Raw genomic sequence first — 23,723 nt, 5'->3', positions numbered from 1 at the left:
CGCTATTTCTGCGAAATGAGCCCCTTTACTCACGGAAGGGGAACTATGGTCCCTTATTTCAACGGATTGGGCTGAAAGTCTGCCCCAGATGTTGAAATAAAGTCCTGTAGTTCCCCAAGAGTTTAAAATAGACCGATAGGGCAGAAATAGCGCCCTCAGGTTCCACTATGTGATGCAAACAGTCAAGTAAGGTGTGCAGCCTCGTCAATTTACCCGAAAATACTGCCGTTGCTCCGAGCGAATGATCCACTAAGTCGTCCCCGCTAAGGTAGATGGAAAAACAACCGTTAATCTTCGCTGCACAGTAGCAGACAAGGAAATAGCGGTAGAAGCTCCAGCAAAATCATCGGTAGGAGGCTAGAATTGGGTATAGTCGGCCTAATTAACACCAGAAAATCCAGCTACTTAGGAAAAAAGTGGAACAACCGCAGCAACTAGCAGGAGGAATCGGCGTTAAGCACTAGTAATCTGCCTCATCCTCGCAGTTGCTCGGTTTGTTCCGCCGGGCCTAACCCGCTCCGCTACTTAGCAATCGCCTGAACCTCGCCGGCAAGCGCCGCAAAAGAAGCAATCGCCCTCGTTAAATCCGAGCGATCGGCCGTCATGCAAGCGAATCCCTCCTGGATTCGCCTCTCAAAATCAGCAGGAGCTGCTGCAAATTGGCTGCACTGGGCGACGGCCCCTTTCTCGTTCAGCAAATACTGCCCATTGCACGCGAACAATACTTGAACGAGGCAGCTTACCGTTCGAAAGAGATGCCCGGCTGCGTAAGAAACATCGTTACGCCCCAAAGCCTTTTTAGCGTTAGCGATGGAAAAATCCGCTTCCCACATAAATTTCGCGAGGGTCGCTTGCCGCAGCGCTTCCGGATACGGCCATGTCTTGGCCTTCATCTCAGCGACGAGACCCTCCGGATCCCAGAGCGGCCGGCAGCGCGCGACTTCTCCCATGTAGATCGATGTGCAGAAGCCATGCGGATGGCCAGGCTGATAATGAATATCGATCCGGCCTTGCCGGCAATCCTCGATAATGCCTGACACTTTGGCGGCATCCCGATACAGCACATCCAAGGGAAAGCCGCCGCTGCTAAGCCAGCCGCCGCCATTGATCCAAGGCCCCCATCCGCCGATTGGCGTGATAAGACCGCCGCGGTGCTGATCATCCAATGACTCCGCAGCTTTCTCCAAAGCTGCAACGTCAATCGGATGCTCAGGATCGTAGTATACGCCAATGTCAATATCCGACTCCTGTGTTTCGGTACCGCAGGCACGTGAGCCGCCTAATACAATAGCAGCGATTCCTTCTACTTTTTGCAGCTGCTCTACAGCTGATTGAATAACTTCATTGGCTTCCATCTACGAATCACCTACCTTGATACTAAAACTTAATGATAAGAGTAGATTGCGGATCAAGAGTGATCTTCTCTTTAAAAAATACTTTCCCCTCAGCATGGTCTACGGCTACTTCGTTCCCTCCAAGCAAGACGCTCTGAATGTCGCGCCCCTTCAGCAATTCGCTGCCGAAGCTGGATAACGTCAGTGTCCCCATCTTAACCTCCAGCTCCAGCTGTCCATTCGTGCTGCGGAACTCGCCCCAACCGTCATTCAAGCTCCAGAAACTGCTGAATTCTTCTTGCTGCCACTTCGGACTAAAGCCAATATGTCCTTCGACCATATCATATTCAAATCCGCTAAGCGCCAGCAATAAACCGAAAGAAGCCATAGAGCGAGCATAATTGCTGCCGCATTCGAATTCATTCCACGGATTGCGGCGTTCCCCGTCATACCGGTCGCGAATCGCTTTCACCACACGCAGCCCTTCCGTAACGTATCCCTCATAGATCATATGGCAAGCAGCTTGATATTCAAAGCCATTCATACACTCTTCCGCGTAAGGAACAGGCACAATCGGAGAGTTCGCATCAGGCCATGAGCAGATCACAAGACCAGCCTCATCATTTAATCCGTAAATGCGGCAAGCATTCGGGTGATCGCCTAAATGTTCAATAAAGTTGTTCTCATAGATGGAATGAACCGCACGTTTTACTTTGTCCGAATCCAACACGTACCCTAAGCCAACCAGATGAGCAAACCCCTGTCCTAACACCTGATCAATGCCGCAGCCTTCACCGATCTGATATTTATGCTCCCCAGCCTCTTCGTTCCAGTACACCGCTTCTGCACCATACTTTTCAAGCACGGAACGGTCTTTGAGATCAACCATTTGATGGAAATAACGCCCATTGAACAAATGCTCATTCGTCCATGCCGATCCTTTGAGCCTGATCGCATCGTACTCTGCCGCTGTCTCCGGCTCTCCCAGCGCATTCGCCATCTCGGCTGCAGCCTTCAGAGCCGCCAAGTACATACTTGTCAGCCAGGAATTTGGCCCGAACAGCTCCATATCAAGCGTATGGTGCTGCCGCCCTTCCATCACGCCGTCCTTGTCCGCATCCCATTGATCCTCATTGGTCGGCTCCCAGGCAAACTCGAGCGCTTTGCGAATATTAGGCCACAGAGAGCGCAGCCACGCTGTATCGCCGGACACTTTCCATTCGCGATATGACTTAATGATGCCGCCCAATTGACCATCGGCAGCGGCTCTGAACTTGTTATCGCGTGTTGTCCGCTCGGCAGGCAGCATGAGGCGGAACGCCATTTTCCCATTTTCAAATTGGGCATAGGTATAATCGATCTTCCGCATCGAACGTGCCAGCGCCGGGAACAGGAAAGCTGTCGCTTGCTCGTAATTCCATACGTGGGTGCAAGAGCCTTCGCACGAGCCTTCATTCGTATGCACACCCTCAAATCCGTACAAAGTCCCATCGGTTAAACGCAGTACAGTAGGCGATTTTAAAATAGAAATATTGCTGCTAATGGCATCAACGACGGTATCAGGCAGCGTAGACCCGAACAACGTATCCTTAAACAGTCGCGACTCCGCATAGAGCCGATCGTAATTCGTCATGACGTATTTAGCCGTAGCGGTGGAATCCTCGAATAGCGTTGAATAATAGTTTTTCCATGAAGGGTGTTGATCGCCGCCCGGATTCCAGAAATTTACATAATTTGGAAAACTCCATGTAAGGATGAAACGAAATGTTGCTTTACCGCCCGCTGGTACCGTACGATGCCCGCTCAGCAAGCCGACATCCTGGTGCTTTTCATGCACTCTTCTCGGATCCAGTTCACTTGATGTTTCATAATTCCGCTCCTGAAAACGGCCTGGCCGGCGGAAATCTTTCCAGAACACGGTTAAGTTATCGAACCAGCTCCCACGGAACCAATAGGACTGATAACTGACATCATCATGATCAGCAAGCAGCGTCAAATCGCCAAAATCCGCTTCATCCTCCTTATACTGTACAGAGGACATCCGAATCGCTCTTCTCCCATCTACCTCCGTCGCTTCGTTTACAGCTCCTTTGCGTAGGGGGTTCGTTAAATTGCCTACTACACTGAGATCTAATTCATCCGTGGAGCGGTTCGTCACTTCATATTCAAAAATGGCACACGGGATCGATGAATCCCGATCGTTCAGCGGGATGAACGGATTGAAAGCTGTCAACTTGACATGAATAGGATCATCGTGATCATCGAACGTCATTTCTGCAAACGGAAATTCTCCGCGAAACGACGTGTTTTTAAAATGCGGAAATCCCGACATATTTTCCCGTCTAGGACCGTAGCCGTAGCCCTCAAACTTCCCTTTTCCTTCGCCGGTATAAGGTGTCTGCAAATCCCCGTTCAAAACTTTGGTCAGGATCACCTCGCCTTGACGCTCCGCTTTTACAGCAAAAAAGGAGAATCCATTAAAACTTAGCTTGTTCGGACGATTGAAAATCTCCCAATCGATCAGCCGACCATTCCCGGCCAGACCAATGCTGCCTGTCCCGATGCCACCAAGCGGAAACGAGATTTGATTCGTTTTGGCACCTGTATATTCAAAATTTTTCTCCATACCAAATTGCGCATTTGACTGATTCGTACTCATAGAACGGCCTCCTCAAACTCCTCATGATATTAAATAGTTCGTTGTGCTCACTTACATTTTAAGTCCACCCGCAGTGATGCCATCCAGCAAGTATTTTTGTCCGAATATGTAAAAAAGCAGCGGCACGATGAGCGACAATGTCACTCCTGCTAGAATGGCGGAAAGGTTTCCGGTACCAAAAGCTCCGGTTAATGCGGTCATCCCGATCGGCAGCGTCATTTTCTCAAATGAATTCAGGAAAATAAGCGGCCGGAAAAAATCGTTCCAATGTCCGTTGAAGCTAATAACCGAAGTGACGGCCACTGCTGGATAGGACATCGGGAGAATGACCTTCAGAAACACCCAAATCCGGCTGGCTCCGTCCATATAGGCGGCTTCATCATACGCGCTGGAGATCGACATCATCGTCTGCCGAATCATGAAAATGCCGAACGGATTAATGAGTCCCGGCAAAATAAGCGCCAGATGCGTGTCAACAAGCCCCAGCTTCGACATCAGAATAAACTGCGGGATGATTGTTACTTGCCCCGGAATCATAAGCCCGGAAAGAAAAATGAGAAATAACGCGTTGCGTCCCGGAAAAGCGATGCGTGAAAAGGCAAAAGCCGCCATGCTGGAGATAAAAATATGTCCCAGCACGATGATTAAGCAAATTTTTAAACTGTTGGAAATAAAATCGAAAAACGGTACCTTCGCAAACACCTCGGCGTAGTTGCCAATATGCCACGCTGTCGGAAAGATAGCAGGTGGCAGCGAGAACGAATCCTTTGGCAGCCGCAGCGAGGTGGAGAATATCCACAGGAACGGGGTCAGCATTAGAAAGGATAAGAGCAGCAGCACGCCGTCCAGCAGAAAGCGTCCCGGCCTTAATCCCCGCATGGCGCCCATTTTAGTCCCGGTTCCTGCTGCCTGAAGATTGGAAGCCTCCACTTGTATCAACTCCTCTTTTAATCCCTGTCATAGTTGACCCATTTCTTACTAATCGAAAATTGAAAGACCGTCACACATAATATGATTAAAAACAAGCTGAGCGAGAGTGTAGAGGCATATCCCATCTCATGATGCTGGAACGCCACTTCATAAATATACATATTCACTGAACGGGAAGCGTCTCCTGGTCCGCCCGACGTAATGAGGTAAGGCTCATCAAAGATTTGGGTCGCCCCAATCAGAGTCGTCACCAAGACAAAGAAAATTGTTGGCGAAAGCATCGGCAGCGTGATGGAAAAAAAGCGCTGTGTCTTATTCGCCCCGTCAATTTCGGCGGCTTCATACAGTGCAGCAGGTATGCTTTGAAGTCCGATTAAGTAATACAGGAACGCATTGCCGATAAATTTCCAGAAGCTATATATCGCTACAGCCACATAAACCCACTGCGGAGACTGCATCCACGCAATTGGGCTGACACCAAATTTGCTTAACAAGAAATTCAGAATGCCGAAGTCCTTGCTGAAGATGAACTGCCACGCGACCGCAACCGCTGCCGAAGTCGCGAGTACGGGGAAATAAAAAATCGTACGGTACAAATACTTCCACCCTTTGCCAATATTTCGATTGACCGCTAAAGCAATCAATAAACCGAGAATCGCATGCATAGGGGTTAAAATCAATACATACTTGAGCGTATTTCCATACGTCAGCCATAAGCGGTCATCCGCGAACAAATGCTTGATATTGTCAAACCCGATCCATTTGGCCGGCGTGATCACGTTATATTTGGTAAAGCTTAAATAAAGAGTCGCTACAACCGGTTCGCCAATGAAGAGTACAAAAAATAGCAAGGCTGGCGCCAGAAATAACAAGCCGACAACAGTATTAGACATCTTGCGATAGGTTCCCACGCTAGACTCCTCCCATGAACCGTGGAGCCGGGCGATCCCTCCGGACCGCCGACGGACTGCCAACGATTCGGCGTCATTTTTTCAGGATAGCGTCGATTTCTTGTTTCGCCTTTTTCATAGCTGTCGCCGCATCGGATTGATTAGACAGGATCTCCGATACGTGACGGTCGAATACGCCTTGAATTTCGCCATATTGCATAGGTGCTTCTACCGCTTTGGCGACATCGGCGCTTTCTGCGTATACTTTCCAGTTTTGAGGCGGTGTTTTCGGCAGCACTTCGTTCATGACGGATATGCGTGTCGGAATTGAAGTATTGGAAAGCGTAGTTTTCTGTGAGTAGACACCGCTCAAAAAAGCTGAAAGCTTATAGGCGGCTTCCGGATATTTAGTGGATTTAAGGACAGGGAACGCCCCGGAACCAAAGATCACTTTGTTCGTTTTGAACGTCGGCAAGAACTGCACATCGATATTCGTAAACTTATTTTTGTCATACGTGCCGAATGGCCATTTGCCGGCAGATATCATCCCTACCTGACCATTCATGAGCATCTGAATCTGATCATCCTTCGGTCCTGGAACCGGGGCCACTTTATATTTGTAAATGAGATCCTGGAAAAACTGCATCATTTCGATGGCGTTCGGATCGTCTAATTTACTGGTTGTCATGTCATCGTTCAGAACGCTTGCGTTATTGTTAAACAACCACGCAGAGGCACCAAAATAATAATTCGGAATCGCAAATCCGTATTGTTTCTTGCCGTCTTTTTCTGTAGTCAGCTTCTGCGCGTATTGTAGAAAGTCGTCCTTCGTCCAGTCTTTTTTCGGCATAGACAAGCCCGCTTGCTTGAGCATATCCGTATTAAAATGCATGACGACATTGTTCCAGTCCCAGACAAAACCGTACGTTTTTTTGTCGATGACAAAAGGCGACTGAAGTTTCGGATGTAAATCATTGTAGTTGTCCAGTGCAGCCGGATCGGCTTTCATATAGGTATCCAACGGGAGAAGCAAATCCTGCTTCGCAAACATTTGAATGCCTTCGATGGCAACACGAATGACGTCAGGCGATTTGCCGCCGGCGATCATCGTCTGGATTTTGTTGAAATAGTCGGCCCAACCGCTGCTGACGACTTCCACCCTTTTGACCGTGATATCCGGGTTCTGTTTATTGAATTCGGCCAAAATATTCGTTAACTGCTCATCTGAGGCTTCATTTTTACTCCATACTAGCGTTAATTCGGCTTTAGTTGATTTCGATGAAGTTGGTGTAGAATTGGAGCTGCATGCAATTAGTGACCACCCGAGTGCAAAAATTAATAAAAAGACCCAAACCTTTCTCATACAGGACACCATCCTTAACAGAATGTGAAGCCGCGCTACCGAGTTTGGCATAACCGGTGCGGCCTGATGCCTTTCTACGTTGCGATTCATGGTCATGTTAATCCCGTGCACGTGCACGGTAAAGACTAAAAAAATTTGCAACAAGCAACTGTGCCATCCGGGGCGTCCCCCGCTTCGGCTAATCCTGCATTGGAGCTCCCCTCACCTACATCGTGCACGTGAACGAACTCATCTTAACAAATAAGTTTCATTTTGTAAACGCTTTAAATGAAATTCGTTCCTAATGCCTATATGCGCGCATTCCCTTTACGTTCACGAGCACGGGTCTTGACCTGCACGCCGAGTTAAGCTACGATTAGACCACTAAAGCCTTTCACGGAGGTCCATTCCTATGAACATTACCAGCAAACAAATCGCCGAATTGTGCGGCGTTACCCGAGGGACCGTAGATCGCGCATTGAACAACCGTCCAGGCATTCATCCGGACACACGCGATAAAATCATGCGCGTCGCTGAAGAGCTTGGCTACAGACCGCATTTCTTGGCTCAGAGCCTTGTCAAAGGACATACGAAAACACTTGGCATCGTATTATTCGATATCCATAACCAAATTTTCTCCCAGCTCTTCCATGCCTTCGAGGCTGAAGCTCGGAAACGAGGTTATATCGTTTATTTAGTGCTTTCCAATCGGGACAAGGAGCTCGAAATGGAATATATCAACAACTTGTTGGATCGCCGTGTCGATGGAATTGCCCTGCTGCCGGCGAATGACAATAAGAAATTCGAGTCATTTCTCCTTCGTTCACGCACACCGATTGTAACATTCGGCAACCGGCTAGCTAGTCCGTTTCCCTACATTTGGATTAACGATAAACAGGCGATTTGTGATTCTGTTGCCTTTCTTGCCGAACAAGGCTACCGCCATCTCATCTACTTAAGCCCTCCCCTGATGCGCAAAGGCAAAGAAAACATTTATGTGCCCGAGCAGCGATATCAAGGTTTCTTGCAAGCCTGTGCGGAGATTCCGGATATGAGGTTTAACGTCATTGCACAGAAGCAATATTTGATGGAACTAGAAACATTGATGGAAACAATCGACAGCAAATGCGCCATCCTCTGCTCCAGCGATGTGTACGCATTGGAGGTCTTGAAATGGCTGAAAGCGCGTAAAATCCGCGTACCCGATCAAGTCGGCCTTATGGGCTTCGATAATATTGAGTTTCTGAAATATATTAACCCCTCCCTGACGACGGTGGACTATAATGTGAACGAAATCGGTACCAAACTCGCTGATCTACTCATCCGCCGCATTAATTATGAGGAAGTGCCGGCCGAGACATTGATCGACCATCATGTCCTGCAAGGGGAGTCCGTATCATTGTCTCTTGACTAGCTGGTTGGTGAAATAAAAAAGGCTGTCCCAAAGTCATTTAATGACCGAGGGAACGCCTCTTTTTTAGAATGTATGGGACAGCCATAATTATTTTACTTCATCGGCTTCGGCACCAATCCTGTCTTGTAATTGCTGTAAATATAAGCTTCGTGGACTGACATGTGTACCAAAGCTATCCCAAAAAGCATCATTCTTTGGTCTAGGATCATAGGCATTAGGCAGCAGCGCTTTCCCCTTCATCCCCACATGTCCGAAAGCGTAATTTTGCGCAGTCGGCGGTTGTTGAGAAACTAGCTCATTGCGGGTATTCCAGGTGACGTAGTTAGCCCCCGCCCAGCCATGACCGCTGCCTAACCAAGCCCTATCTTGGATGTGAATGCGACCATTCACATTGTCATACAAACAGCCTACTGACCATCGATGATGCGGCTCGCTGGTGTTATAATCTTGTTTGGATTTGCAATCGAAGAACACATTCGGACCTGTAACACGGGAATCAACTGTAAAAGCATGTCTTGCCCCTCCCGAGTAAACACGTTGTACCAAAGCCAATTCGCCAACAAGATGAAATGAATAACGGCGCCCGCCGGTTATTATACTTATAAAATCGGATACGGCGCAATCTTGAACGGTCGTCCACTTGGTATCACGCTCAACTTGCACGAGAGCATGCTGCAGATGGAAGCCTGCCACATTGCGAACCCATGCATGCTTAACTCGGTCCATATACACACCCGTGATGGCGTGATTTTCATCAGCCAAGTACGTCGCACTTCCCTCATTTCCATCCACGCTCGTTTCCTTGACGCTCGGATCATAAGTCACATCAATCCGCAAATGTTCCACACCAATCCGTTCAATCCGGCCGGCATCTTCGTATTTGACGATCGCACCTGACCCCCACCGTTGTTCTATTGCATTGGCTATAGGTGCGTCGAGTGTTATACAATTGCCGTCAATATGCGTGATCACTCTGTCGAACGCTAGTTCAAATGGCGACCATTGCACAGTCCCTCCTGTTACAGGCCTTGTCCTAATTGAATCCATCCCAATGGCATGAATCCATCTTTCATTCCCAAATCGCAGCACCTTCACGGTATCACCCGGACGAAAGCCGGATGAATCTTCGACATGGAGGCTGCGTGAGCCTGACGGAACGTAGAGATCTGTTATAGACGCTGCGGTCTCTGTTAACAGTTCCGGAGCCGATGCTCCCTGGATATCGATCACACTGCGCTTCATCGTCCCTGTTGCATACAGCAGCGTGCCCTTTTCGTCTGCTCCTTCTCCACGCAATACGACTCCGCTCGCACGGATACGAAGCTGTCCGCTGACTGGGTATGTACCTTTCCTTAGAAGAACGGCCCCCCGGAAGCCGTCTGGAGAAAGGTGCATGGCTGAGATACGATCCAGCGCATGCTGAATATGTGCCGTATTATCGCCTTCAATAGGTTCAATGGTGAGGACTATCGGCACATCCGGCAATGGGACTCCCCCACCTCCATACCCTGCATTTGAAAAGTCGATGACACGATTCCCCTTATAATCCGGTACATAGACAAGCTTGCCGTTCTTGTTCAGATAAACGATTTGATTCTGACCTTCCTCAGAAGCCGTGGGATCTAGAATCGTAAAATAAAAAGCATCGTAACCTACAACATGGCCGTTCAGTAGAAGCTCGATACGCCATTGATAGTGCGCAGCTTGGGAAGCATAACCAGGTATTATAAATGTACAATCCGTGTTAGCCTCAACTTCACGTTCCGGTAAAAAGGTAATGACCTCACCGGTTAAATCGTTTATCAAAGTGTTCTTCACCGACATACGTTCACTAGCCAAAATATGCAGGACAGGAAATTCGCTGTCCGCTGCCAGTAGAGCAGGTTGCCCGATTTCCATAACAAGGGAAGGATGCGTTAGCCATAGATCTGCTATCCTTTCGGACGGATCATCAACGTCAACATAAAGGTTGATCTCTTGCGTGACCCCTTGTAAAGTAACATGGCTTTTGACTTGAGCAATACCTGATTTAAGCGCAGTCATGGCACCTATTTCATCCAATACGACTACCTCCGGATTCATGCAAGTTGTTACGATCTCTGCTCGTGTTAGATCAGCTGCCGTCCTATCCGTCATGACTCCTTTTATAGTAAGTCGCGCACTGCCCCCTTTTACAAGCGCTAATGTATCCCATTGTTCAAAGGTATCTCCCTCAGCATTGCTCGCATAAACACTTGCTAACAAAGGTCCGTTTGGAATCGACGGGATCTCGTAAATTCCCAAATCCACCAATTGAAAATCACGGTCTGGATCGAAAAGTTCCGCTTCCAGCTTGACATATCTGGCATTAACTCGTGGAAAAATGGTCTTATTGGTACGTCCGATGTCTTCTTTAGAAGCATCTTTGCGGTAAGCCTCCTGCCAAATGAGGTTGTCTTGCGAATAGGCGATCTGATAACCACTTATGAAGCCCGATGCAAATTTCAAAATGATCTGGTTAAACGAAACGGTACTTCCCAAATCAACCGTTATCCAAACGCGATTGTCATCCTTTCGATCCGTGCTTAGCGGCTGCCAAAAAGTGCCCGCTTCTCCATCCACAGCATGGCTTCCTTCACCATTCATACGCTCCGAGCTGCAAATTACTGGTCGTTGTAAAGCTAAGTTGACATGCATACTATCTTATACCTCCTCACTTTTCGTCGAAATTACCATGATCTGTTGCAGTGTTCAAAATCCTATGACCTCTGTCTAAATTTTACTCTTTATAAGCTGCCTTTACATTGTATGAACTTACACTGCCCTGTCATTTTTTACGATCTCGCTGTACACCTTCACTCCAACCGTTCAAGCAGCCGTATAACACAAACGGCTGCTCTGTTTACACAGAGTCAGCCGTTTTTAAATCTCTTATTACTCTTTCACAGAACCAAGCGTAATCCCATGAATGAAAAAGCGCTGCAGGAACGGATAGATGACAAGTACCGGAATCATCGCAATAAAGATTTTCGCCGCATTCAACGTCTGATTGGAAAGCTCGCTCATCTTTTGAATTTGCTCCGCAGTCATCGTATTGGCATCCACAATGACCACCAGCTGTTGAATGTAGGTCTGCAGCGGATAATGATCCGCATTCGACATTAACACCAGACCGTTAAAGAACTCATTCCAGTGGTAAACGATACTGAACAAGGTCACAGTCGCGAGTACAGGCACAGCCAGCGGGATGAATATTTTCACAAGCATATACCAAGGACCTGCACCGTCGACGAGTGCCGCTTCCTCCAATTCCTTCGGCAAATTCCGGAAATAGTTAATGACCAGAATGACACTGAAGATCGGAACGCTATTCCCAAGGACTAACGCCCAAATATTATTAATCAGACCTAGAGATTTGACCGTTTGATACCAAGGGATCAAGCCACCGTTAAATAACATGGTGAATACCAAAATCCACATCAAGACATTACGAAACGGCAAATCTTTCGTATTTTTCGATAAAGGGTACCCCATCAACACAATAACAACAAAGTTCAGGGTCGATCCCAGAACAACACGCTGAATCGAGATCCAGAAGGAATTGAAAAATTTACTGTCGCCCATAATTTCATGATAGGAATTCAAGTTAAATCCCACCGGCCAGAAGCTGACCTGCCCCGAGGACGCTGCCGCATTGTCGCTTAGCGAAACAGCCAGCGTATACCAGAGAGGAAGCACACACAAAAGAGCGATGCCAACCAGCAGCACGATAAGGAAAAGATCGAACACTCTGGAGCCTATTGTTGTTTCTCTGACCATAATCCTGCTCCTTTATATTAAAAAATACGATAATTTGCAAACTTAGCGGCTAGCACATAGGAAGTCGTAATTAACGCAAAACTAATGATGGATTTCAAAAGCCCCATTGCCGTAGCCAATCCATACTGCAGATTCAATAGACCTGTCCGATAGACCCAAGTGTCAATAATATCCCCGCTTGAATACACAAGTGGATTGTACAAGTTAAAAATTTGGTCAAAACCAGCGTTTAAGACATTCCCTAAGCTAAGTACCGAAAGTAAAATGACTGTTGTCATCATGCCGGGTAGCGTGACGTGAAGCAATCGCTGCCAGCGCGTAGCGCCGTCAATTGCAGCCGCTTCGTAAAGCGCCGGGTTAATCCCCGTTAAAGCCGCCAAAAAGATAATGGTGTTAAAACCGAATTCCTTCCAAACATCACTTCCAACGATGATAAAAGGAAACAACTCCGCCTTGCCGAAAAACAGCGTAGGACTGATGCCGAAGAACCCCAGCAACCCGTTAACAGGTCCTTTAAAGGACAAGATATCAAGCAAAATACCGGAAAGAATAACCCAGGATAAAAAATGTGGTAAATAAACAATCGTCTGAACCCATTTCTTCAACACCGCGATGCGTAATTCATTCAGCAATAACGCGAAGACCAGCGGAACAATCATATTCGCAATAATTTTCATGACAGCAATGAACAAGGTATTGAAAAACACCGTTTTACTGTCGTTCAATGAAAACATGTACTTGAAGTTTTCCAAGCCGACCCATTCGGAATGAAGAATGCCTAAGCCTGGATTAAAATCCTGAAAAGCAATGACAATGCCGAACATAGGCACGATACTAAACAGCGTCAACCATATAAAGCCAGGAAGAAGCATGAGATAGTAATGTTTGGCAAAACCCTTCGTAACCATCCTATCAATCACTTCCATTCTTTGTTGTTAAGGGAAAGGCGCCAGAGTAGTCTGGCGCCTGGTGTGCCCTTGCGACTATTTCAAGTTCGCTTCGATTTCACTAATGATCTGATCTCCGCCCTGCTTTTTCCAATCCTCGACGAACTTGTCGAAGGATTCCAACGGCGCAGCGCCCATAATAATTTTGAGGAACGTTTCTTTTTCCAATTTATCCAGCGCAGACCATCGGCTTTCCATCGTTTTCGTCTGGGAGTACGTTACGCTGTAGGTTTTCTTATACGGCAGCTGGAGCGCAGATATCCCTACAAGTGTTGAATACATCCGTTTCCATGTTCCTAAATCCGCATTCGGATCCCAATACTGAATATCGTATTTGTCGTAAGGCTCCAGCTTCACTTTTTTCACTTTTTCCGCATCGGATTTCAGCAATTTGTACCCCGGGAGATCCATATCCTCCGGTTTTTTGGTACCAGCAAGCACTTCTTTCATCATTTTGTACGTAACGTCCATCTCATCCATTGGAGCATATACGATACGTAATGGATAGTTGCCAATGGCTACTTTCACATCGAATTTGGATTCGTCACGCAGCAACAAGTTTTCCATTTGAATAGCAGCTTCTGGGTGCTCATACCCTTTCCGAACAACGAGATACTGATTCGTCGGGTTCCCCATGTGTGGCGTAAATTCGCCATTTACATCCAGAGGCGCCGCATAAGCCTGCCAGTTTGCTTTCGGGTTATTTTTGATGGCATCCGCTAATGGACCGTATCCGCCAGCCCACCACAGACCGAAGTAAATACCGGAAGTTCCATTTTTGATCAGCTCTTGCGCGTCTTTACGAATCGTCATTTCCTTGTCAATCAAGCCTTTGGAATATAGATCACGCAGCTTAGAGAGCGCTTGCTTTGTTTCTGGCTGAAGGGAACCGTACGTTGTTTTACCGTCAGCGCCTTTTAGCCAAAATCCTGGATAAGAATGGTAGGAAGCGAAAATCGGATCGAAACCATAGTTATTATTGTTAGGATTGATAAAATCTGCATTCAACAAGCCGCCCAATTGTGGCCCTGAAATCCCGATCGTATCCGCTTTGCCATTCCCGTCTGGATCTTGCTCGACAAAGGCTTTGGCTACTTTCTCCAGTTCATCCATCGTTTTCGGCGGTTGCAGGCCTAATTTATCCAGCCAATCCTTGCGAATCCACATCATATGAACCATGTCCGATTCCGTTGTGACGTTCGGAAGGGCATACATTTTTCCATCTACGGTAACTGATTTAAGCGCAAGTCCTTTTGTACTATCGACGATGCTTTTGAGTGCTGGTGAAGCATATTTGTTATATACTTCTGTCAGATCCGCGAGCTGACCGCTTTTCACCATTTGTCTGAACTGCGTGTCTTTCACAACAAGCGCGTCCGGCAAATCATTGCTGGCAATAGATAGGTTAACTTTTTGATCGTAATCCTTTCCGCTTGCCGCTTGCCAAACAATTTTGGTATCAATGTTCAAGTTGTCTTTAATATAGCGGGTATACTGATTGCTTTCCGGCGAATCTCCGGCAGGCAAGCTTTTGTCCGCTGCGTCGACATCTTTCCCAATTTTAATCGTAATCGGTTTCTCTGATTTCGTGAAAGGGCCTGCGGCTGCTGTTTGTGCTCCCGCAGTTTGTGTAGCCGCTGTTGAAGCTTTAGGTGATTCCTTAGCCGTATTCGCTTCCGAACAGGCAGATAAGACAACTAGCATTCCTGCGAGTAAAAGCAGCATGCTTTTTTTAGGCTTGCTCATATAAATCCCCTTCTTTCGTTTATATAATTTGTCTACACGATAAAAATAACACGAATCATCCCCCTGCAAGGAGGGAAAACGGTTACACCTTAGATGGGAAATTGACCGAGATTTTTCTGCCACTCGCATCCAACCTGCGGCATTTCCGGCATTTGACCCCCTAACTTTCGGACATTTCTCTACCTGCTGCATGCTTTAGCCGATACTCGCTTGGCAATAGTCCGGTTTGCTCCCGGAAGCTGCGGCTAAAATACTTCTCATCCATATAGCCTACATGCTCAGCAATCCATAAAATTGTCTTATTCGTATAAAGCAAATACTCCTTTGCCTTGTCGATTCGGTTATTGCGCAAAAACTCGCTAAAATTAATGCCGATAATTTCCTTGAAACACTGGCTGAAGTAGCTTCTGCTCATATTCACCCGCTTCGCAATGATTGCCGCAGTAATCTGCTCCTGCATTTCTTCGCTGACGATGTGAACGGCTTTCATCACGCATTCGACGACCTCTTGCGAGAAAGCCGGTTTGTCCATCGCTTTGCGGATCATGTCACGCGTACTGGTTATCCACGCTTCAACCTCCAGCCAGTTCTCAAAAGCGTCCGGCAGCGCAATTTTCGCCATATGAACAGCGTGGAATAATAGATTCCATTTATCCGTTAACGTATACAAGAGCCCAATTAGCTTGGTTTGCGGCAAACGTAAATGCTTCAACTGTTTGACCTGAGCGGCGAATAACGGATCTTGATGAATCCATTCGTGCCCCGACCATTGTTCCTTCACTTGATCCAGATCCGGCACAGCTTTATCCACTTGAAAAATGGTTTCGTCTCGTGAGAAAGCCCCTTCATAGAAGACATCGGATGCTTGCGGAGCAGGCTTTTGTTCCTCCAGAATCCGTTTATGAATTCTCCCCAGCACTTCTTCAAAGCGCTCCTTCTCAAGCTGCACCTTGGCAATATAATCAATAGCGCCAAGCCTCAGCGCCTCTTGGATATACTCAAAATCCTGGTGGAAAGTGAGCACAACGGTATACATAGTCGGATATTGCTTGCGCACAATCTTCAATAGTTCAATCCCCGACATGACGGGCATCGCTAAATCCGTGAGCAGTAAATCGACGGCATGGTCGGCTATGAATTCCAACGCCTTCTCGCCGTTGCTCGCTTCTCCAACAACCTCCATATCAAACTCGCTCCAGGGCATGGCAGAAATAAGCCCTTTACGCACCAATTTATCGTCATCGACAATCATCACTTTAATCATGACGGCGGTTCCCCTCCATAATAGGTATCGTTACAAATATCGTTGTCCCTTTGCCGATCACACTTTGAATACGCAGCTCCGCCTTATCGCCATACTGCGATTCGAGCATCCGCTTCACATAATTCAACCCAATTCCCATGCCGACTTTTTTGTTCTCGATTTCCGGGTTATGCAGGAGGTTTTGAATCGTTTCTTCCGACATCCCTGAACCGTTATCCTGAATAGAGATCAGAATGGCATTCGTTAAATTCACATCTACGCGGATATACCCATCGTCGCTTAACCCATGATAAAGAGAGTTTTCCACCAGCGGCTGAAGAATAAACCGAGGCACCGGCATGCTCCAAACATCTTCATCGACGTGCATTTGGACATCAAACTTAAAATCATAACGGATTTGCTGCAGCGTCAAATATTGCTTCAAAGCCTCAATCTCTTCATTAATTGTGGATGCCGTTCCCAGCTTGCCCAGATTGTAATGCAGCAGCTTATTTAGGGAAGAAACAAGACGATCGATCTCATTTTGACCATTCATAAGGGCCAGCCAGTGCACCGTATCCAGCGTATTCATCAGAAAATGGGGATTTATTTGATACAGCAGCTTCTCAACTTCCAGATCCACCCGCCGCTTCTCCTTATGCTCAACCTCGGCGAACAACTCCCAAATCTGCTCCCTCATCTGTCTAAATTGGTTCAAAAGGAAATCAAACTCCGGTATTTTGGTTTTTACATTAACCACTTGCGCGCGATTTTGCGCCATCAGCTTGATTTCTCGATTAAATCCATTCAAAGGGACATAAACCATTTTCCATAAAAGCCATGCCATCAGCAAACTAATTCCTAGAAAAATAAGCGCAAACAATAAGATTTGCAGAAACCACCGATTCATTTCCTTATTGTAATCAGCTTTCGGAATGACGGATACGATACTCCACCCTTGATTGCTGGCCTGCCGAAACCATATAAATTCATTCAGCTTGCCGTGCGTACTGTCACTGGAGAAATTCGGGAAGAGCGTATCTTTCACGAACGAATTAGGCAGCTCCGTATAGGCGATTCGACCATTATTGTCCAGAAAAATGTGATAATTCCCGCCGCCGAATTGATCATTGTTCAGGATATTCTGCGTCAGATGGAACCCTGATTCAATGTAGACATACACGTCATCGCGCATGGGCAAATCCACTTTCCTCAGTGCCGAAAAAACAAAGTTGTTATCGAAACGGTTGTTGCTGATATGAGGCCCATAATACGAAATTCCTGAGTATTCTGCCAGCAACGGCAGCTTTTCAGGAGAGAAATTATCTTTGACCCCTACATTTTCGAGATCGTAAGTATTATCCTTTTGAAAATAGTACAAGGTTAGACCGATATTTGGATTCGTAAAGGTCACTAAGCTTAATTCATCTCTTAAATTGCTAATCATTTGAGATCGTTCATAGGTTTGGCTAGGTGGAAGCGATAACATCTGATCCAGCTTTTTCCCTACGCTACCGGGAAAAGCAAGCTGCTGAGAAACGTGATTTAAATTGCTGATCGTACTCTCTAAGGAGAGTTCAACTTGCTTTAAATTACTCTGTATCCCGTTCTGAATTTTATTCGTCAGGATCGAGTAAATCGTGTAATAAGAAATGAGAACGATACAAATAAACGGTATCAGCGTACTGCAAAGAAAGATGATAAATATTCGCTTTTTTAAAGTTAAATAATCGTACATCCATGGTTTTACAATGTCTCTTAACTTAGCAAACAAATGACTTCACCCCTGATTCTGTTTCCATTCCTTATGCATGGGCTTTTCTACGATATTCGGATGGCGTGCAACCAAAATGAGCTTTGAACACACCGATAAAATAACTTAGCGTATTAAATCCGACATCCAGCGAAATCTCTGTAATCTTCTTATCCGTGTCCTTCAATAGGTAAGCCGCTCGCTGTGCCCGTACTTGATTTAAGTATTCCAGCGGGCTTTTTCCGGTAAAATTTTTAAAATATCGGCAGAAATAAGACTCGCTGAAGGAAACGAGCGCTGCTAACTCCTCCAAGCGAATGGGCCCGCTGTAGTTCATTTGAATGTATTCAATAATGAGTTTTAATCGGTCAATATGTGTCGGACTCACCGTAGGGGGAAGCTCGCGAAAAGATGGTCCTCCCAACATCATCAGCTTCGAAATAATTAATTGCAGTAATCCTTTTGTCGTCAATTCGTATAACGGCAATTCATTAATGTTCAAATCGAACACCTGCAGCAGCAGTTCAAGCAGCTCAATTTCGCCTGCCGAATGACGTGTGATATGGGCAGGAATGATATATTTCTGCTGGATAAGCGGTGTAATATATTTCTCGCCCACAAGATCAAACCGCCCGTTTCCTACAATATCCGGGTGAAACACCACGGCTGTGAAGCAGCATTCTTCTTCTGAGGTGATGTAACCAGAGTGAAGCTGACCGCCATTCACGAAAATCGCTTCACCCGCCTCCAGCTCGTAGTCATCCATAGAAACGCGAAAAGTAGCCTTTCCCTTCGTCAGCATTAGAAACTCCAACTCGTCATGCCAATGAAGGTCCAGCAGTTCTTCCCCTGGCTGACAGCAGATTTCATATACACGAATCGGATATAGCGGGTCGCCGTGAACGCGGTCTTCTTTTAAATGCGCCTGCTGCATAGCTTTCGTTCCTCCTTCACAAAATCAAGCCTCATGTCAAAATACTGATATATTCTAGCAATATAAAGAAAGGAAAGCGATTTATAAATCAATATACTTATATTAAATTACAACGAAGGGCTGATGGCAATGAAATTTTCGAATGGCTATTGGATGGCAAAAGAAGGATACACAGTTTTGAACCCTGTTGATGTCCGCGAAGTGGAGCAAAAGGGCAACAATCTTACGGTTTATGCCGCAGCGCGAAGGATTCAGCGAAAAGGCGATACCTTAAACGGCGCGTTGCTGACGTGTGAAATTAGCTCGCCAATCCCTGATGTCATCCGTGTACGTTGGACGCATCATGCAGGCAAGACAACAAAGGGACCGGCTTTTGAATTGTTAGAAAATCCGTTGACGCCTGTCACTATAGATGAAAGCGGTCATCAGGTGACGCTTAAATCCGGCAATCTAAGTGTCAAAATAAATAAACAAGAAACTTGGGGAACGGAGTTCTTTTACGAAGAAAAACGTTTGACTGGCTCCAATAGCAAAGGCGCGGGGCATATTACAACAGATAACAAAGATGTATACTTCCGCGAACAGCTGGACCTTGGCGTCGGCGAGCACATTTACGGACTTGGGGAACGCTTCACCCCCTTTGTGAAAAATGGGCAAGCGGTTGACATCTGGAACGAAGATGGCGGCACAAGCAGCGAGCAAGCGTACAAAAATGTTCCTTTTTATTTATCGAGTAAAGGTTACGGCGTGTTCGTCAATCATCCTGAGCATGTCTCGTTCGAAGTTGGCTCTGAGGTCGTTTCCAAAGTCCAATTCAGCGTACCTGGCGAAAATATCGAATATTTCATCGTCGGCGGCCAAACATTGAAAGACGTTCTGAATAATTACACCAAATTGACTGGAAAACCCGCCCTGCCGCCAGCTTGGTCGTTCGGTTTGTGGTTAACCACTTCCTTCACAACGAATTACGACGAAGCTACCGTGAACAGCTTCATTGACGGTATGATCGAACGCGATCTTCCGCTGCATGTTTTCCATTTTGACTGCTTCTGGATGAAAGAATATCAATGGACCAACTTCGAGTGGGATGCCGATATGTTCCCCGATCCGGTAGGCATGCTGAAACGCCTTAAGGACAAAGGCCTCAAAATTTGTGTATGGATCAATTCGTATATTGGCCAGAAGTCTCCGCTGTTCAAAGAGGGCATGGAGCAAGGCTATTTGGTCAAAACCTTAGAGGATGACGTGTGGCAGTGGGATCTCTGGCAGGCAGGCATGGGGCTGGTCGATTTCACGAATCCGGCGGCAACCGAGTGGTACAAGGGGCATTTGAGACGGTTGATTGATATGGGAGTGGACTGCTTCAAAACGGACTTCGGCGAGCGCATCCCTACGGATGTTAAGTACCATGACGGATCTGATCCGCTGAAAATGCATAACTATTATACCTTCCTGTACAACAAAGCTGTCTTTGAGGTGCTGGAAGAGAAACTTGGCAAAAATGAAGCGATGCTTTTTGCTCGCTCGGCCACAGCAGGCGGCCAGCAATTCCCTGTGCACTGGGGCGGCGACTGCTCGGCCAATTACGACTCCATGGCGGAGTCGCTGCGCGGAGGCCTTTCGCTCGGCTTATCCGGCTTTGGCTTCTGGAGCCATGACATCAGCGGCTTTGAGAAAACAGCGCCGCCTGATATTTATAAGCGCTGGGTCGCCTTTGGCCTGCTGTCTTCCCACAGCCGACTGCACGGCAACGAGTCTTACCGCGTGCCGTGGCTGTTTGATGAAGAAGCCGTCGATGTTCTCCGGCATTTTACGAAGCTCAAAAGCACGTTGATGCCTTATCTGTTTGAAAGTGCCATCCAGTCCACTGAGATGGGGATTCCAATGATGCGCGCGATGGTGCTCGATTATGCTGCGGACCCTTCCACGCATCATTTGGATACGCAGTACATGTTAGGCGACAATCTGCTCGTGGCTCCAATCTTTAATGATCGCGGGCAAGTGATGTATTATGTGCCGGAAGGCCGCTGGACCGACTTCTTTGGCGGGCAAATCGTTGAAGGCGGGAAATGGCACGAAGAAACCCATGGTTACATGACGCTGCCATTGTTAGTTAAACCGAATTCGTTGCTCGCAATCGGTGCGAACGATCAGAAGCCCGACTACGACTACGCGGATGGCGTATCCCTGCATTTGTTTGAACTGCAAGATGGCGCCAGCGCTGCAGCGAATTTGTACAGCTTGCAAGGCGAGCTGGAAGTGACCGTGAAGGCTGTTCGCCGTGATGAAGAAGTAAGCTTCTTCATTCAAGGGGCAACGAAGCCGTATACGATCGTGCTGCGAGGCATTCATGAAGTCGCCGGCGTAGACGGGGCGGAATGGATCGATTCCGCTAACGGCATCGTGCTTACGCCTGAAACGGGCAAAACGCATGTAGTCGTTAGCCTGTAAGAAAAGGCAGTTCCCAAGTAGAAGCTTCTACTTTTGGGAACTGCCTTTTTTGCCGCCCCCATTTCCACTGTTGATCCCATCGTTGGCATGCATCCGTGTGCGAAGGGGGAACTACAGGGCGCTATTTCAGCGAGTTAGGCTGATTTCTGGCTGCGAGCAGAACTACAGGGTCTTATATGCCCACTGGATGCTGCATTTGGGCTTCATATACTGAAATAGTGGACTGTAGTTCTCCTAACAAGTAGAAACAGCTCGTTTTCCTCGAAATAGAAGACCATAGTTCCCTAATGGAAGCCTAGCTAGCGGATGCGATCTCTAAATCATATCAGAGCGGCGATAGCTCCAACTCCACTCTATCAGCCACTAACGTATAAAACTCAGGAAACCTAGCATCTGAAGGACTTGGTATCTCTTCCAATGCGCGTATCACGAGCCCGGAAGCCGCAATGGCTGTGATAATCTCGCCAAGTGTCCAACTTCGCAATAGAACCTTCTCCAATCCGGACCGTTCCTCCTCAGGCAGCAATTTAGCAAACGCTACCTCTCCTTCTTTAGTCCCCTTTTCAAAATAGTTGCCGCTTGGTTGATTCAGATTAACCGTGTTCAGCCAAGCTCGTGCAAAAGGATGAAAGTCGGTCAAAAGGAACCGACCCTTGTTCCCAAGCCTGCGACGGACCACCTCAAAGATAGCATTAAGATCAGTGAAATAATGCAAAACGCCAAACTCCATCAGCACGATGTCAAACTGGCCAAGCGACTCTTCGTTCGGGATTTGCAAGACGTCCGAGCAGATATAGTCGAGCTTCACACCTACGGCATCGGCAACTTGCTTGGCGTACAGGCGATTTTCTTCAGAGATGTCCACGACGGTTACATCCGCGCCTAACATCGCAAAAGAGATTGCTTTCCTCCCGTGCGAACCAAGAAGATTAATTATTCGCTTTCCACTTGGATCACCTATGTATTTTAACCAATAGCGCAGATGATGCTTGTGTTCCCTTTTCAACTCTACGGCAAGTTCATCGGGTGTCCCGAAACTGTGTACCCAAGCCTGATACGCTTTCGTTTCCCAAGCCTTCTTGTTTGCTCTTGAATACTCCTCTTGCACATCCATCCCCCCAGGTTCTTCTGACTCCAAAAGCTCTTCCTTTGCCCATATCCTTAATTTACCACATATTTCAGAGCAACAAACAGTCCTTCTTCCGCGTCTAAACATTACTAAAGTCAGCTAAGGAGTGTAGGATATGAAGATAAAAAATGGCTTGCAAACAGGAGCAGCGTTGATGTTTCTGCTCATGGGCATGCTCCCAGCAGCAAATGCTCATGCAGATGCGGACACGTCGCTTCCCGTCTATCTCGATGGCCATCCGTTGAGCTTTGAGACGCCTCCCGTTATCGAAGATGGCTACAGTCTTGTTCCACTTCGTGCAATTTTTGAGGCTGAAGGCGCAAAAGTTTCTTGGGATGACAAAACACGAACAGTTACTGCTACGAAAAATGATATCGTATTTACATACCGCATTGGTGACATGACGGCTTATAAAAATAAAGACCAGCTAGATATGCCGATCGCGGGTAAAATTATTGACGGCTCCACGATGATCCCGCTTCGGTTAATAAGCGAAACACTGGGCAATCTCGTGAAATGGCATGAATATTCGCGATCGATTACGATTTCCTCGGCGAATGAGTATGAAACCAAGATTGAATATGGCGTCAATCTGCGTGACGCTCCGAATACAAGTGGGCAAGTTCTTCGAATGATTCCGAAGAGCGAGAACATTCATGTCATCCGGGAAGTCGACGCCAACTGGTTGGAGGTGCAGACGAAGGACAAGACGATTGGTTTCCTTTCTGCAGCCTCCCAGTATACGGATTACGCCAACGTCGCTTCAGCAGATAAAAAAGCCGATGATTTGCTCGCTTTCGGAGCTAAATTTCTCGGAACGCCTTACGAATTCGGAGCAGATCCCGGTCAAACCAAGACATTCGACTGCTCCTCATTCGTCCAATATGTGTTCAAGCAAGCATTGTCAATCGATCTCCCGCGAGTCTCCTACAACCAAGCCTTGAAAGGAACTGAAGTCCCTCTAGATGAGCTGCGCAAAGGTGATGTGCTGTTCTTTGACGCACGCGGGCTCGATATCGGACATGTTGGCATCTATGCAGGAGACGGGCGGCTTCTTCATACTTACTCCAAAGAGCAAGGCGTGCATTACGAGGACTTTACTGATAAATGGAAAAAACGTTTTGTTACGGCTAGAAGGATGTTCTAATTCCTT

General features: G+C 47.0%; 16 protein-coding genes. 3 read left to right on the top strand and 13 right to left on the bottom strand.

Going from position 1 to position 23,723, the window contains the following annotated elements; translation table 11 throughout:
* Positions 1-521: 521 nt before the first annotated feature.
* From ACUN27_RS11825 to ACUN27_RS11805, 5 genes are all read right to left on the bottom strand, one after another.
* Positions 522-1,355, bottom strand: coding sequence for a nucleotidyltransferase domain-containing protein (locus ACUN27_RS11825; protein ID WP_445558961.1), 834 nt, complete (start codon positions 1,353-1,355; stop codon positions 522-524).
* A 22-nt stretch (positions 1,356-1,377) separates the two neighbouring features.
* Positions 1,378-3,993, bottom strand: coding sequence for a GH116 family glycosyl-hydrolase (locus tag ACUN27_RS11820; protein WP_445558960.1), 2,616 nt, complete (start codon positions 3,991-3,993; stop codon positions 1,378-1,380).
* Between the two features lie 51 nt (positions 3,994-4,044).
* A complete protein-coding gene (locus tag ACUN27_RS11815; protein ID WP_445558959.1) occupies positions 4,045-4,923 on the bottom strand; it encodes a carbohydrate ABC transporter permease in 879 nt (292 codons plus the stop codon).
* 17 nt (positions 4,924-4,940) lie between these two features.
* Positions 4,941-5,834, bottom strand: coding sequence for a carbohydrate ABC transporter permease (locus ACUN27_RS11810; protein WP_220138815.1), 894 nt, complete (start codon positions 5,832-5,834; stop codon positions 4,941-4,943).
* Between the two features lie 73 nt (positions 5,835-5,907).
* On the bottom strand, positions 5,908-7,176 hold the full coding sequence (locus ACUN27_RS11805; RefSeq protein ID WP_445558958.1) for an ABC transporter substrate-binding protein: 1,269 nt from the start codon (positions 7,174-7,176) through the stop codon (positions 5,908-5,910).
* Positions 7,177-7,567: 391 nt separating this feature from the next.
* On the opposite strand from ACUN27_RS11805, the gene ACUN27_RS11800 reads away from it, so the two are divergent.
* Positions 7,568-8,569, top strand: coding sequence for a LacI family DNA-binding transcriptional regulator (locus tag ACUN27_RS11800; protein WP_445558957.1), 1,002 nt, complete (start codon positions 7,568-7,570; stop codon positions 8,567-8,569).
* 87 nt (positions 8,570-8,656) lie between these two features.
* Here ACUN27_RS11800 and ACUN27_RS11795 read toward each other — a convergent pair whose 3' ends face one another.
* From ACUN27_RS11795 to ACUN27_RS11765, 7 genes are all read right to left on the bottom strand, one after another.
* The gene (locus tag ACUN27_RS11795; RefSeq protein ID WP_445558956.1) at positions 8,657-11,245 is read right to left on the bottom strand and encodes a discoidin domain-containing protein; all 2,589 of its coding nucleotides are present in this window, start codon (positions 11,243-11,245) and stop codon (positions 8,657-8,659) included.
* Between the two features lie 237 nt (positions 11,246-11,482).
* Positions 11,483-12,367, bottom strand: a complete 885-nt coding sequence (locus ACUN27_RS11790) for a carbohydrate ABC transporter permease (protein ID WP_315952675.1) — start codon at positions 12,365-12,367, stop codon at positions 11,483-11,485.
* Positions 12,368-12,384: 17 nt separating this feature from the next.
* Positions 12,385-13,275 (bottom strand): ABC transporter permease, encoded by an 891-nt coding sequence (locus ACUN27_RS11785; RefSeq protein WP_315952783.1) that lies wholly within the window; start codon positions 13,273-13,275, stop codon positions 12,385-12,387.
* A 75-nt stretch (positions 13,276-13,350) separates the two neighbouring features.
* A complete protein-coding gene (locus tag ACUN27_RS11780; protein WP_315952676.1) occupies positions 13,351-15,060 on the bottom strand; it encodes an extracellular solute-binding protein in 1,710 nt (569 codons plus the stop codon).
* A 160-nt stretch (positions 15,061-15,220) separates the two neighbouring features.
* Positions 15,221-16,324 carry a response regulator gene (locus ACUN27_RS11775; protein ID WP_315952678.1) on the bottom strand — a complete coding sequence of 368 codons (1,104 nt, stop codon included), beginning with the start codon at positions 16,322-16,324 and terminating at the stop codon, positions 15,221-15,223.
* On the bottom strand, positions 16,317-18,041 hold the full coding sequence (locus ACUN27_RS11770; RefSeq protein WP_315952784.1) for a sensor histidine kinase: 1,725 nt from the start codon (positions 18,039-18,041) through the stop codon (positions 16,317-16,319). Before ACUN27_RS11770 ends, ACUN27_RS11775 begins: the two co-directional genes overlap by 8 nt.
* A gap of 67 nt (positions 18,042-18,108) precedes the next feature.
* Positions 18,109-18,990, bottom strand: a complete 882-nt coding sequence (locus ACUN27_RS11765; RefSeq protein ID WP_315952680.1) for an AraC family transcriptional regulator — start codon at positions 18,988-18,990, stop codon at positions 18,109-18,111.
* A gap of 129 nt (positions 18,991-19,119) precedes the next feature.
* Here ACUN27_RS11765 and yicI point away from each other — a divergent pair, with 129 nt between their 5' ends.
* Entirely contained in the window at positions 19,120-21,441 is a 2,322-nt protein-coding gene (yicI, locus tag ACUN27_RS11760; protein WP_445558955.1) for an alpha-xylosidase, read from the top strand.
* Between the two features lie 325 nt (positions 21,442-21,766).
* Here the strand turns inward: yicI and ACUN27_RS11755 are convergent, their stop codons facing one another.
* Complete coding sequence (locus ACUN27_RS11755; RefSeq protein WP_445558954.1) at positions 21,767-22,555, bottom strand: class I SAM-dependent methyltransferase; 789 nt, start codon at positions 22,553-22,555, stop codon at positions 21,767-21,769.
* Between the two features lie 130 nt (positions 22,556-22,685).
* Between ACUN27_RS11755 and ACUN27_RS11750 the strand changes: the two genes are divergently transcribed.
* Complete coding sequence (locus tag ACUN27_RS11750) at positions 22,686-23,717, top strand: stalk domain-containing protein (RefSeq protein ID WP_445558953.1); 1,032 nt, start codon at positions 22,686-22,688, stop codon at positions 23,715-23,717.
* Positions 23,718-23,723 lie beyond the last annotated feature (6 nt).

The organism is Paenibacillus sp. WC2504 (genome assembly GCF_052682475.1).
The sequence above is the reverse complement of the archived record's forward strand: the minus strand, read 5'-3'. Positions and strand labels throughout refer to the sequence as shown.